3 protein-coding genes are annotated in these 14,761 nt (G+C 57.8%); all 3 read left to right on the top strand.

Annotation, left to right across the window (positions count from 1 at the left end; translation table 11 throughout):
• The first annotated feature begins 109 nt into the window (after nucleotides 1-109).
• A complete protein-coding gene (locus HU715_RS17790; RefSeq protein ID WP_186705101.1) occupies nucleotides 110-5,035 on the top strand; it encodes a Tc toxin subunit A in 4,926 nt (1,641 codons plus the stop codon).
• A 102-nt stretch (nucleotides 5,036-5,137) separates the two neighbouring features.
• A complete protein-coding gene (locus tag HU715_RS17795) occupies nucleotides 5,138-9,676 on the top strand; it encodes a Tc toxin subunit A-related protein (RefSeq protein ID WP_186705102.1) in 4,539 nt (1,512 codons plus the stop codon).
• 81 nt (nucleotides 9,677-9,757) lie between these two features.
• A complete protein-coding gene (locus HU715_RS17800; RefSeq protein WP_217884332.1) occupies nucleotides 9,758-14,668 on the top strand; it encodes a hypothetical protein in 4,911 nt (1,636 codons plus the stop codon).
• The last annotated feature ends 93 nt before the right edge of the window (nucleotides 14,669-14,761 follow it).

Raw genomic sequence — 14,761 nt, forward strand, 5'->3', positions numbered from 1 at the left:
CGTTCCCCAAAGTCTGGAGTTTGATTACCCCGCATACCGAAATGATACGTGCCCCGGATTTATTGGAAGCGATGCCCGTAGGGGCGCTCCAAAATCCTTGGAGAAATTGATGCCATCCGACCGCCTCTTGCCTTCGAATCCTGACCCCTCAGCGTCCCGGGCGCCGCTGACGACAACCATGGCTGGGCTATTGAATCCGTCAGGAAGCGAAACAATCAATGCCATTGTCGCGCAGGCAGGTTCTATTCTTGAACTTGCGCGCGGGCGCCCTGAGCGGTGGCTTGCCCAGGGGCTGCGCAGCGGTCCGGCGCAGGAGCTTCACGAACGTGCGATGAGCGCGGCAATATGGATTGTGCGCCAATATCGCGAGCGCGAACTTCGTGGAGCCGATAGCCTGACTTACGATGTGCATCGGGGTTTTGCTTCGCTCACGGATGGGGCGCGCTATGACATGGAGTTCGATGAGGACTGGTCAAACATGGCCCGCCCGAACGCCATCGAAGCACGAACCTCGCCAGTCGCTTATCTGGTCAGTCTGTACAAAAAAGTGCTCTCGCTGGAACAAGCGGGAGGCGAGGATAAACGGTACCGTCTAGAGGTTCGGCGACCGGATATCGCCGCCCAGCTGCTTGATTCGGCGGCGATGACACGGGAATGCTCGGTGCTGTCGCTGTCGACGAAGATCTTGGAAGCATCGCTGCTCAGTGCTGGGCGATCATCGGATCCCGATGCCGTTGAGGCGGATAAGCTACTGGCGAGCGCACGTTATCCGCTTAGCATGCCCTACGAGCATTGGGTCGAGCAGCTTGAAGTAATTTTGTCGCTTTTTGACCAGTCGGTTTCAGCTTTTGGTGAACTGGCGCGTGCCACCGATCCGGATTTTCATTACTTTGCCTTGCCCGGCATGCAGACCGACCGCGGCGACGATACGTTTCTCCTGAGCCTGCCGATCGGCCCGGCGCGCCGGGAACTTCTCCTGGAGGCGCGATTCAACGGCGCCCAACCAACAAACGAAGCGCAAATAGCGGACTTTTACTGGACGACCTATCGGGTTTATTCCAAGTCATCCTTGGAAGACAGTGCGGAATTTTGCACGCGTACTGGGGCGACGCGCGAAGCACTGCCAGGATTGTTCGCGGTGGGGGAACAGGCGCCGACGTTGTCCCCGCATGTGTCGCCATCGACCGTTTCCCAGCAGGAGCCTGGTCCACAGGATTTTGGAGCGGTCTACATCAATGGTGCAACGCCCCCTGCCATTGAACTGCGGGCAACGGATGAAACGCGGCGCGTCCATCTGCGAGAGCTGCCAGAGGACATGGAAACTGTCCCAGTCAATCCACCGGTTCAGCTTGAGAACCTGACGAATGACCACGCGGATCGGATCCACCGGCTGATGCGGCTCAGCCGATGGCTTGGCACCTCTTTTCGAGAGATGGATCAACTGATCGTCGCGGCCCATCGCGCCGAGAAGAAAACCGGAACGCCACAAATCACCCGCAATACCTTGAAGGTGCTTGGGATTTTCTGTGAGATGCGCACGCGTTATGGCGTGACCGCCGAGGATTTTGCCGCTTGGCTCGACAAGGTATCGATTTTTGGCGCCGGAGAAATGCTTCCCCAGTACGACCGTATCTTTGTCAACCACGGGCTTTTGGGAAGGCCCTTGATTCTCGACGATTCGCCGTTCAGCGCGCGGGTAGAAGACAACATGGATGAACGCGGGCGGGAAACCGTCCAGGCGATTTGTGCCAGCCTTGGCTTGGATACGTCCGAGTACACTTATATGGCTCGGGTTGTCGCCAGTGCCTACGACCCGCCACAACTCACCCGTAACCTGGAAATTTTGTCTTCCTTTTATCGCATTGCCAGCATCGCTCGGTACCTGCAAGTTCCTCCGACCGTCTTGATCGGGCTCGTGCAGACGCTCGGCCAGACGGGACCGATTCTGAAGCAGATTGCTGGCGTACCATCGATCGATGCACTGCCTTCGCTGGGCGCGACGGACTTTACCGCCGCGTTGATGGCTGTTGTCGAATGTGTGCGTTGGTGCCGGGACAAAGGCATCGATCTGGCCTGGCTTGTGCAAGCGCTGCGCTCAAATACGACCGTCCCCGTGGCCAGTGATAGCGAGCGACAACTGGTCTTCAGCTTGCATACGAGCTTGGAAGGCCTGCGTATTACCAATGAGGTCCTGAGGCAAGCCGGTGTTCCCACAACGCTGGATAACATGGACACCAAGGTTGGCATCGACTGGGTTTCAGCACTTACAGACGTTGTCGATGCACAGGGCATTGTGCTTGACGGCGTCTCGGGTTCGGATACGGATTATGCGCTCAGCATTCGCAACATTGTGGCCGATGTGGTGGAAAGGCTCGCCTCAAACGAGGATTTGATCCGGGAGGACCGGGGGGAGGCGGACACCCTGAAAAATATGGTGGTGGAGTCCGTGACGGCGGTCATCCTGCGGATGCGGGCTTCCCAGCGCGCTCTGGTCGAAGAGCATCTAGCCACTTACCTGGCGATATCGTCCGATCTCGTGCTGCCTCTTATGGATTGGGCCGACCAGAGCGTTTACGACATTTTGCGCTGGGTGTGGGAGACGGATGGCGTGGTAACCCCCGCGGCGTCCTTGCTCGCGATGGCTTTGCAGCGGTTGAGCCGCTCCGATCCGGTTGCACGACGTTTGCGCGCCGCCGTCTTGCCCAAGGACGCCGCCTTCATGGGCGAGGAAGACGACCTGGAAAACTGGAGCAATGTTGACGTTATGCTCCAGAAGCTGGGGAGCTTGCGTCGTTTGGCTGATATCGCCCGTCAGTTCGAGCTGGATGGCGAGTTCCTGAGTCGTCATGCGGCAAACAAGCGGCAGGTGGAAGGTTGGACTGACGCGCCCGATTTATTTGGATTTCGGCCAGGCTTGGATGACAGCGGGGCGATCACGCTCGCCACGCTGTACCACCTTCAAACCTACCGTGATGTCGCATCTCGTATGCAGGCGTCCCCTTCGGCACTGATGGATTACTTGTCCTTGGTCAACGATCCACAGGCGTTTGACCCTGATCTGTTCATCGAGAGTGAGGATTACGCGCGGCTGATGCAGGATGCGGCCGCCGTCAAGGTCGCGGAGATGCTGGGCCTCAGCGCGCGCGAGGTGCTTGAAGCGGTACGTTTCATCGCACCGTCGGGAGTGCTTACACAGCTGAGTCAATTCAATGGTTTGATCCGCATGCTGGAGATGGCTCGCACGAGCGAGCTAAGCATTCTGGCCCTGCATGAACTGGGCGGACTGCCGGTGTCCGCCAATACCGAAGATTATCGCAACGCCGTGCAATACGCGCTCGGTAGTCTCTACGCCGGTCGGCTTCAATTGGGCGGTTCCGGCAACGCCCCCGAGGTTGGCCAGGCGACAACGAGCGAGACGTCGGTCGACCGGACGCGCCTGGTGGCCAACGCGCTGGAGTTAGATCCGGTAAAAGCACAGGCGAGGTATCGCCTGCTGGTGCGGGACCTGAGCGGAAAGCCGCTGGTCAATATTCGGGTGCGTTGGGCCCTGACAGGCCCAGGCGTCTTGGACTCGGATATATCCCACACCGATTTCGATGGGGTAGTGAATGTCACATTGACGTCAGCTTCGCAGATGGGCATTGCAACGGTTTTTGCGATCATCGGACTCGACCAGCGTATTGCAATGCCTACGGTGACAATCGACTGCGACGAGGAAACGCTAGGCTTGCGTCAGCCCAGGCCCGAAGAGGACGGCGCGCCCAAACTCGCCGGTCGCCGTGAATCCTTTGAATTGTCCGCCACGGTGTACGACGATTTTGGCAACCGGGGACGTAATCGGCGTGTACGTTGGAGCGTTGTCGAAGGCGCCGGTCAGTTCAAGAAGGATACGACGATTGCCGATGCAAGCGGTGTCGCCCGCGCCCAGCTGTTCAGCAACGAGGAGGGGATAACGAAGGTCCAGGCCACCCTCGGTGCGGAGCGGACCCTTCAAGGTTTTGCCACGTTTCGCTTCATCGATGCGCCTTATATCGATAAGAACCTCTACAGGTTGCGCTTCAGGGGGCCGAATGTGCTCGGCCAGGACGTAACAATCGCCTGCCGCGTTCTCTCGCTGAGCGGAGCGGGCAAGTCGGAAGCACAAATCGACTGGCACGTGCAATTCGCCGATGGGACAGAGTACACACCGTCGGCAGTGGCTGTTTCAGACTCTGATGGATACGCAGTTTTCGAGCTGCCCGCGTCGGAGCTCAAGGAAGGCGCCATGACCGTTCGCGCAAGCCTCTTGCCTCCAAGCAGACAGGCCGACAGAGAGGACACGTTCGAACAAACCATGGTCATTCTCCCCGTGCCCAGGCTTGCCGCGGCGTCCCCTGCCCATGTGCTCGTGATTGCCCAGGCGGGTGAGGTGGTGCATATGCGGGTGCGGGTGGAAGCCGAGGTCGAGCCGGCGGGGTTTGAGGGGGTTGGCGAGTATCCCGTGCAATGGATGATGGATGATGCCGATGGACCGAAAGAGACGCGGACCGATTCCGAAGGCATGGCGGTTTTTGCCGTGCCGATCGATCTGGCCGGCGAATATGCGCTCACGGCAACACTCGATGCGCTTGATGGGCAGGTGGTCAGCTTCACGATAAAAGTCCTTGCCGAGCCGAATTGGCAATTCACCTTGACGCGGGTTGATCAGAAGGCGACCGAAGCCGAGTCGGATTCGCTGACCTTCGTCGTCGGCCAGCGCTACACCCTGACCCTGGTGGATACGTCCGACGCCAGCGATAGGACAGATCGCAAGATCGCCCTGACCTGGAGTGGGGTCAATCCGGTCGGCCAGGGGTTGGTGGCGAACCCGAGCTTTTTGCAGATGCGCGAGCTTCCTGGGAACGGACTCTTGAGCTGGCAAATCGACTGCCGACAACTGCCCGATCCCAGGGCGGTCTTTTCGATCGGCGCGGCGCTGCAAGGCACCCGTTATAGCCGGATCCTGCGCACGAAAATCCAATGGGATGGCCAGTCATCCCGCCGACCGGGATCCTGAACGGGCCCTTACCCATTCACACCCACATCGACGCTCCCTGCGGTGATCCCAGGATCGGAGCAGCGAATCAGCCATCAGGTATGAAATCCCAGAGGCGCGGTCATGAAGGATCTTACGACGAAACTTGAAGCCTTGAACAAGCAGCGCCAGGAGGCACTCCTTGAATGTTACTTGGGCGCCGTGGCGGCCCGGGACGGCGATACCCATGTGCTGGCCGCGGCCGATGACCTCGATGCCTATCACCTGTTTGACCACCATGTCGACACGGCGCCGAAAACATCCGCCGTGGGCGAGATGATCGCCAGCTTGCAGCGCTATATCCACGGTATTTATTCCGGCGACGAACCGGGTTTCGGGCAGCACTTCGATGAGCGGGAAGTGGAAACCTGGCGTCAGTGGGAAAGCCGTTATGCGATTTGGGCGGGCGCGGAGAAACTGCAAAGTTATCCGGAAAACTATATCGATCCGCAATTGCGCATTGTCAAAACGCGCTTTTATGAAGAGTTGGAAGGGGGCCTTGCGCAAGGACGTCTCAATACCGAGCGTGCACAATCGTCCGTGCTCAATTATCTCGAGCAATTCGAAGACATCGCCGATATCCAGGTGCTCAGCGGGTACATTGATGGGCCTTTTGTGCTGTCCGATTCAACTGTTTATCAAGCGGACTATTATTTCCTCGGGCGCAAGCCCGTCGATAACAAATATTACTGGCGCAAGGTTGGCATCGTTCGCGGTGAGGGGCAGACACGGATTCCGCCCAGCGCCTGGAGTGAGTGGGAACCCATTGAGGCCGCGATAGGCGATGCCGTGAGTGCGCGCCTGACTTCTTTTGGCAGCCGGCTTTATGTCTTCTGGGTGAGCAGATCATCCTTGAATGATATTGGCGAGGTTGAAGGGCTCCATTGGGACCAGTTTGATATTCGTTTTTCTTATCGCAACCTGAGCGGCGGCTGGAGCCCGCCGTTTGTCGTTGACACGGTCATGCTCAAGCGCGAAAGCCCGCAGCCCGATCGGCGCCATCGGCGCGCACGTACGACAGAAGGAAACAATAAGCTTCTGGCAATCACGAGTGAAAGCGGGATTACCAAAGAAGCGGCGCAGATGGTGCTTGGCGTGGTGCTGTCAACCGCCGATGGTGAGTGCACCACATGCTATTACGCATGGGATGAATTGCTGAACCGCATCGACCTCGCGCAAGCCGAGCAGGCGCACATCGATGAGCTGTTCGAGCAATATTTTTCGGAGGGGGCGGGGACGTCTTATCTCCAACGACGCCTGCCGCAGCTGGGTGGCGAAAGAGACTACAAAGGGTGGGGAGTAGAATCCATTCAAGTCAAGAACCCCGAGGACGAGCCGGGATATACGAATTATCTCTACCTACGGGCAATAAACGTCGCTGGATTTCTCGGGATAACAGTCGGTAGCTTTCATAGCGCTTCTGCGAAGCGGCTATCCCATTCCCGCACGCGCGTTCATAAAAATATTTTAGTAACGCATTCTTTTTTTGACATTCATATTTATACCTACAATGAGTCTTTCGGCGATGCTCGGTATAACCAATATTACAAAATAGTCATGGACTTCTCCTCGGGTAACTTCACGGCGCCTGCACAGGTCGAGTTCATAGACGAGCAGGGTGTGCCGGGGGCAACCGTGACGTTTGAGGGAGGTAGCGCTGTAATCTCCTTGGCTATTCCGGTTCTAAATAACGATGGCACTTATAGGAGTATTTTTCGGCACATGGCAAACCTGCCAGATGCCGAATATGCCCGTCATGGAACCTGGTTGAAAATCACCAGCAACGGTTCGGATTTTGTAATCAATGGCCAGTTTTCAAACCGTGGAACTGGATCAGTAGGTCCTCTCTCTCTGCCCATCTGGGTAGGCGAGGGCAAAGAGCCCGCAGGGGATCTTCGGTCGTTTACATTCAATGGGGCTGCGCTGCACTTGAAACGGCTCCCGTTGAATAGCAATCAGCAAATCGTTGCCGTCGGGTTGGGGGAATATAAAGAGGATACTTGGAGCGAAGGCTATCAAGAGTACGAAATTACACTCAAGGCCCCGCCACCCACAGGGCCACAAATTGTCTTAGGCCCCGAGACTGGTCAGGGCCAGGCCAGTCAGTTTCTCGATTTTGGTGCTGAATTCGGAGTGGGTAACGCCGTCCAATCCATCCGCTTGAACACCACGTTCGGTCGCGAGCTGGTGGAGCGGGCGGGGCTTTCCATTGGCAATTTGCTCTCCTGGGACAGCCAGCACACCGAAGAGCCGCCGCGCCCGGGCTCCAATGAACCAGAGTTTTTAGATTTCCATGGCGCGAACGGGCGTTATTTCTGGGAAATATTCTTCCATCTCCCGCATCTGGTAGCCGTACAGTTGCGCCGCGAAATGAGCTTCGAGGATGCGCTGGGATGGTTGCACTATCTCTTCGATCCGTCCGCCAAGATCAATCCGGGACGTACAGAAACCACCCCCTATTGGCGCTCGCGGCCGTTGCTGATGGAGGGCGATCCCAGCTTCGAAGTGGCATCGCCCGCCGATCCGGATGCCATCGCCTACAGCAATCCGATTCATTACCGCAAACGGATTTTTCGCGATTATGTCGAGACCCTGATCGAATGGGGCGATTGGCTCTACAGGCAACTGACACGCGACAGTTTGACCGAAGCCAAAATGCTCTATCTGAAGGCCGCGCGCATGATGGGACCGGCGCCTGATGTGCGCGGGGCATCGAATTGGACACCAAAGTCCCTCGGTGAACTGGAAGGTGCACGCAACCTCGAGTGTTTCGACGCGCTCATTCAATCGCTGTCGGTCGATACCCTGATCAATCTGCCGCCGACGTCCGACCATGGTCTGTTGGCGCCCCTGGTGGATCACCCGGATTTTCGCGCGGAAATCAATCGCGACCTGCTGGATGTCTGGGACGTCCTGAAGGCACGATTGCACAACCTGCGGCATTACCTGACCCTCGACGGCAAGCCCATCGACTTGCCGCTTTACGACACGCCCATCAATCCCAAGGACCTGATGCGGGCCCAGGCTGGCGGTGGTGGCTTCAACCTGCGGGACATCCTGACGCCACCGATCGTACCGCCTTATCGCTTCATGGCCATCTTGCCCCGCGCGCAGCAAGCGGTGCAGACCCTGTGCCGGTTTGGTGACCAGCTTCGGCAATATATGGAGCAGGCGGATCGCTGCGACCAGGAAACCCTGCAACAAGAACACCTCATCGAGATGAGCCATTTCAGTCGTGAGCTGCAAACCGAATTGTTGCGCCACGCCGAAGTCACGCTTGACGCTCTCAAGGCTTCCCAACTGATGGTGGGTGAGCGCAAAAACTATTTTCATGGATTGGTCGAGAAGGATTTGAATAAGGAGGAAATCGAGGCGGCCGAAAATCTAAAGCATGCAAGAAAAGGCGCCGTGGCTACGGGGTCCACCACCAGCTTCGGACACGCATTGGATTTTGCCGTCAACATTGTTGGGTTGGCGGCCGGCGGCATCAAGTGGAGTGCCCCGGCACACGCTGCTGCCGCAGCGACGAGCGCTTACAGTCAAAGTGAATCGTTCTGGTCCAACCTCCATGAGCGCTACGGCTCGCAACAGCGCCTGCGTGAAGAGTGGAGTTTCCAGTACAAGGCGGCGAATGCCGAACTCGAGGCATTGGAAAAACAAGTACAAGCCCAGCAGATCCAGATCCAGGCATCGACGGTCTCGGTCAATCAGCAAGTTCGGGCCATCGAACAGGCCAAGGAGATGTACACCTTTCTCACCCAGACCCGCACATCCCGGGCATCGCTCTATCGTTGGATGCAGAGCAAAATGGCCACGTTGTATTTCCAGACCTACGATGCGGTGACCGCCCTGTGTTTGTCGGTGCAGGCCTGTTGGCAATACGAGATTGGCGATTATGAAAGCCACTTCATCCTACCCGGCGCATGGGTCGACAGCCATCACGGCTTCACCGCTGGCGAGACGCTGACGCTGGGCCTGCTGCGCATGGAGTCAGCTTTTTTACATCGCTATGAACGGCGCTTGACGATCAGGAAGTTGGTGTCGCTACGCGACTATTTCGGGGATGCGTGGCCAGAGACATTCGAGACGCTCAAAACCAGCGGGAAACTGGATTTCACCCTCGATAGCCGCTGCTACGACAGCGATTATCCCGGCCATTATTTGCGCCAGATTCGTCGCGTGTCGATCACCCTGCCGGCGCTGTTCGGTCCCTACGAGACGGCGTGCATGACGCTCACGCAACTCTCCAGCAAGCTGCTGATCAAACCCGATCCTGGTGGCGCCCGGCATCTCTATGATCCGGCGCATGCCGACGCCGATACCACTTATGTGCGTTATAACCTGCGCGCCCAGCCGCAAATCGCCGTTTCCGACGGGCTGGACGATGACGGCATCGGCTCACGCTTCGCTTTCGACGAAGACCGTTATGCGTCCTTCGAACGAACCGGCGCGATTGCTTCGTGGCAAATCGCCTTTCCACGGCCCGACTCAGACAAGCAAACAGAAATTCTTGAGTCGTTGACCGACATCATCGTCGAAGTGGAATACACCGCCCACGATGGCGGCAACGACTTTGCCGAGATCATCACAGAGCTTTTAAAAGAGACGGTGTTTCGCCAGTAGGACGAGGCGTCCATAAACCTCGTTCAAGCTTGGCCTGTAGTCACCGAACTGACGTAACACAACCTGTCAGGGAGCGTGGACATGAGCGTGCAGAAGAAAGTCGAGCGCAACTTGCTGGGAGAAGCAGGCGATTTGCTCACGCCTACTTGGCCTTCGCAATGGACGAGGCGCGCAGACGGGGACGACGGCGGTGCCGATCTCGTCTATGTGACGAGCCCCGACATCGAACGCCGTTATGTCTATCTCTATGGCGCGGTGGAGGCCTCGATCGAATTCGATCTGCCAGTCGACCTTAACCTGACGGCAGAGGCCGGGTATCAAGTCAGGTTTCTTTATCAACCGACACAACGGTCGAGCGAAAATCCTAAAGTGCGGGCGTACTTCAACGCCAGGGCGCACTACTGGGAATACGAGTTGCACACGAGCAACGTGAGAGAGGGCGTGGAGCAGCCACGAGACTGGTTGACCTGCGACGAAACGATCGCTCTGATCGACGAGAACACCCAGCCAAAAGCTGTCCTGGCCTTTCAATCCGGACTGTTCGATCCATCCAGCCCTGATGTCGATATCACGAGCGGGCCAGAAAACGACCAGCCTATCGCCCAAGAGCCTGGTTGGCCGGGTGGTCGTGGTGAGTTGCATTTTTCCGGCAAGGCCCAGGGATCGGATGTCGCTCCCGAAGTGGCATTCGGTGTGTCGTTATTCCTGCACCTTAAACCGTTGCAACTGGCCACCGATCAACCCATGCCCGAATTGGATGGCGTCGTCGCCCGCTATTGGGTGGAAAAAGGCGGCCATACCTATATGCCGATCTGCCGGGGAGGAGGGTCGCATCACCTTGACTTGCCGGTAACCGAAGCCTGCGGCTGGGCCGGCGGCGGGATTTATAAAGGCACCAGCGCCTACGCATCCTTCACCAATCAGGACGAGGCCGGGCAGGCCAGGCTGCAAGTGACGCCGACCGAACCTGATGCGGATGACGAGGCGCAGCATATCGCCAAGGTCTGGGACATTCGCAACGATGCCGATGCGAGCGATGACAGCGTGGACGGCAAGACTGCCACGCTGCGCTTCGAAAGTGTCTATCATGCCCCGAACCATGAGACGTTGGCCTGCATTGTCGGGCCCTACAAGCTTGATATTACCAGGCACATCCTGCCGGAATTCTGGCCAAGCGTGGAGGAAGGAGAAACCATCGACCTTCATGTCAAAGTTCGTTACACCGTTTCCGATAAGATTGAGCCTGGTATCGACGTGCAATGGCGTCATGATGGCGATCTACTGACCACCATTCCCACTCGGGATGATGGTTGGTCTGCCTATCGCTACACACCAACCGGCGATACCCAATTGGTCGCGACCATCGACAGTCCTTACAAGGCCGAGTCTGATACGCATGCGCAAGCCTTCGACATCAAGACCATCCCGACCGGTAAATGGACACAGTTCGAACTGAGTGTCGACGCAGAGGATATTTCTCCTGGCGATCCTTGGCGGATACTGCCCGGTCAATCCTACGAAGTGACGCTCAAGCCACGGTCCGGCAGTGTGATGATCGGTGAGGACCTGACGCTCACCGTCGATGAGCCAAGGCTGCAAGTTGAGCCGACGGAGGCTCGAACGCTGGTCGAGGGTGGCCTCACTTGGACCGTTACGACGTCAAGCGTGGATATTGGTGACTTTACCCTGAGCCTCGGCTGCATTCGCTTCAAACAGTCGCCGACATGGACGGGAACCACCAACCGTTTGCCTGCCTTGACAATCGCCGAGGCGGACGGCAATCAGCTCGATCCGCTTGCGGCGGTAGCCACTCTGACGGCGGTAGTGCCGCAATACGATGACATGCGGGGCACTGACAAGATCAGCGTTACCTGGACCGGTGAGACGGGCAGCCCGCAGGAGGGATCACACAGCACGACACCGGTTGAGGTGGGAGCCGTCGGGGCGAAGTCGATCGAGCTGCCGGTGGGGTTGATCGCCTATGCTCTGGGCAAGCCGGTGACGGTTACCTATACGGTGACGCGTGGTAGCACGTCGCTGCCGGCGCCGGATACGCTTACGTTGAATGTGATCCCTCTGCCTGAAAGCGCGCTGGAGCCGAGCAGGCCGTATTTTCGCTATGTTGCGCAGGAGGATGGTGTCGAACTGGATGTGGGCAACCTGCCGGACAATATCATGATGCAGGTAGACATCTGGCCGCATATCGCTGTCGGTCAGCATCTATGGATGCGTTTGAAAGGCCATAAGGCCGATGGGACTGAGCACAACAACAATATCTGGACACCGCCGGGCCCATCCGTCAGCGGGATCTGGCTGACGCAGGGTTATTATAGGCTGGGTACAGCAATCTCCAACTACTTGAGGGAACTGGGCGACGGCAGCGTGCTGACGGTGGAGTTCAAGGTCGCTTTCGGTCAAAGCACCGATGAAGCTCACGCCACTCTCTTCCCGCTGCGCACCTACACCATTCGCGCAGCATTTGACGCGGGTGCCCCCAGCGTCGAACAGGCCACGGACACTGCGCCCAACCAGCGACTGGAACCCTTGGACGCACAGGATAGTTTGACAGTGGTGATTCCGGACTACGGTACCCAATCCGGCGATCAGGTCAGTGTGACGTGGACCGGGACGGCTGGGGGGGGAACCGTAACGGTTGGTCCGCAACCGCTGCCCACCACCCGGAAGATTGAAGTTCCGGTGTCGGTGATCGCCTATAACCTCGGTCAAACGGTAACGGTCACCTATACCGTTACTCGCGACACTGGAGTGAAACCGCCGTCCGCTCCCTTGACGCTGGTTGTGGGCTCGTTGGCTGAGAGCGCGCTGGCGCCGAGCAGGCCGTATATTCGCCATGTTGCGCAGGAGGATGGTGTCGAACTGGATGTGGGCAACCTGCCGGATAGTGTCTCGATACAGATAGACATCTGGCCACATATCGCTGTCGGTCAGCATCTATGGATGCGTTTGAAAGGCCATAAGGCCGATGGGACTGAGCACAACAACAATATCTGGACACCGCCGGGCCCATCCGTCAGCGGGATCTGGCTGACGCAGGGTTATTATAGGCTGGGTACAGCAATCTCCAACTACTTGAGGGAACTGGGCGACGGCAGCGTGCTGACGGTGGAGTTCAAGGTCGCTTTCGGTCAAAGCACCGATGAAGCTCACGCCACTCTCTTCCCGCTGCGCACCTACACCATTCGCGCAGCATTTGACGCGGGTGCCCCCAGCGTCGAACAGGCCACGGACACTGCGCCCAACCAGCGACTGGAACCCTTGGACGCACAGGATAGTTTGACAGTGGTGATTCCGGACTACGGTACCCAATCCGGCGATCAGGTCAGTGTGACGTGGACCGGGACGGCTGGGGGGGGAATCGTAACGGTTGGTCCGCAACCGCTGCCCACCACCCGGAAGATTGAAGTTCCGGTGTCGGTGATCGCCTATAACCTCGGTCAAACGGTAACGGTCACCTATACCGTTACTCGCGACACTGGAGTGAAACCGCCGTCCGCTCCCTTGACGCTGGTTGTGGGCTCGTTGGCTGAGAGCGCGCTGGCGCCGAGCAGGCCGTATATTCGCCATGTTGCGCAGGAGGATGGTGCCGAACTGGATGTGGGCAACCTGCCGGATAGTGTCTCGATACAGATAGACATCTGGCCACATATCGCTGTCGGTCAGCATCTATGGATGCGTTTGAAAGGCTATAAGGCCGATGGGACTGAGCACAACCAGAATATCTGGACACCGCCGGGCCCAAAGGTCAGCGAGATCTGGCTGACGCAGGGTTATTATAGGCTGAGTACAGCAATCTCCAACTACTTGAGGGAACTGGGCGACGGCAGCACGCTGACGTTGGAGTTCAAGGTTGCTTTCGGTCAGAGCATCGAAGAGACCCAATCCATAGCCTTCCCTTTACGCACCTACACCATTCGCGCAGCCTTTAACGCGTCCGCGCCTAGCGTCAAGCAGGCCAGAGGCAATGTGCCCACCCAGCAACTGAATCCGATGGAGGCTAAGGACAATCTGACGGTGGTGATTCCGGACTACGGTATCCAACCTGGCGATCAGGTCAGCGTGACGTGGACGGGGGCGGCCGGGACCGCCGAGGGCGGATCCCATACTACTGATGTGCAAGCGCTGCCCAGCAACCGGGAGATCGAAATGCCGGTGTCGGTGATTGCCTTCAATTTGGGCACGTCGGTGACGGTTTCCTACACTGTCACTCGCAATAGCGGTACCAAGCCGCCGTCCGCTGCCTTGGCGCTGGCCGTGGACGTTTTGTCGCAGAGTGATTTGGAACCGGGTCGGCCGCGTATTCTTCAGGCTGCGGATAGCGGCAGCGGTGACGAACTCGACATGGACAGCGTGTCGGGTGATATCACTGTACGAACAGGCATATGGCCGCATATTGCCGTAGGCCAGTACCTATGGTTGCGTTTGAAAGGCAGCAAGGCTGATGGAGCGGAGCACAACCTCGACATATGGGCAGCGCCGAGCGCCAAGGTCAACGAACGCTGGCTTGAGGACGAGTTTTACAACAAATTGGTTTCAGATTCCTACGATTATCTGCAGGAGCTGGGGGGTGGCAGCACGCTGACGCTGGAGTTCAAGGTTGCTTTCGGTCAAAGCACCCAAGAGAGCCAGGCCACAGTCTTCCCTTCACGCACTTATACGGTCAAACGAATGACTCCGCGCCTTGACAATGTCAAGGATATGTATGGACAGGAGATTCCGAATGGCGGAGCCACCCGTTACGGAGCAATGACATTGTCGGGGCAGGCAAGTAAGGGCTGTCTGGTCGAGTTATACGACAGCGGTAAAACCCCTCCGGTTTTCCAGGGGGTGGCGAGAGCCGATCCAATAACCGGCGTATGGTCTAGACCCACAGTCATAAGGGATGAAGGTTTCTGTAGATTTTACGCTGCCTCCCTCTACCACAGCAGTGGCCCGGTAAATTCAAACGAACGTACCCTGACGTTCAGGCGGTGAAGAACCCGACCGACGGCTTACCGCTGGTCACGAGCGAGCCGTATACCTCAGGGACAGACCACGATTGTGGAGACTAATCGTCAAGACCTGACT

The organism is Pseudomonas zanjanensis (genome assembly GCF_014268745.2).
GTDB lineage: Bacteria > Pseudomonadota > Gammaproteobacteria > Pseudomonadales > Pseudomonadaceae > Aquipseudomonas > Aquipseudomonas zanjanensis.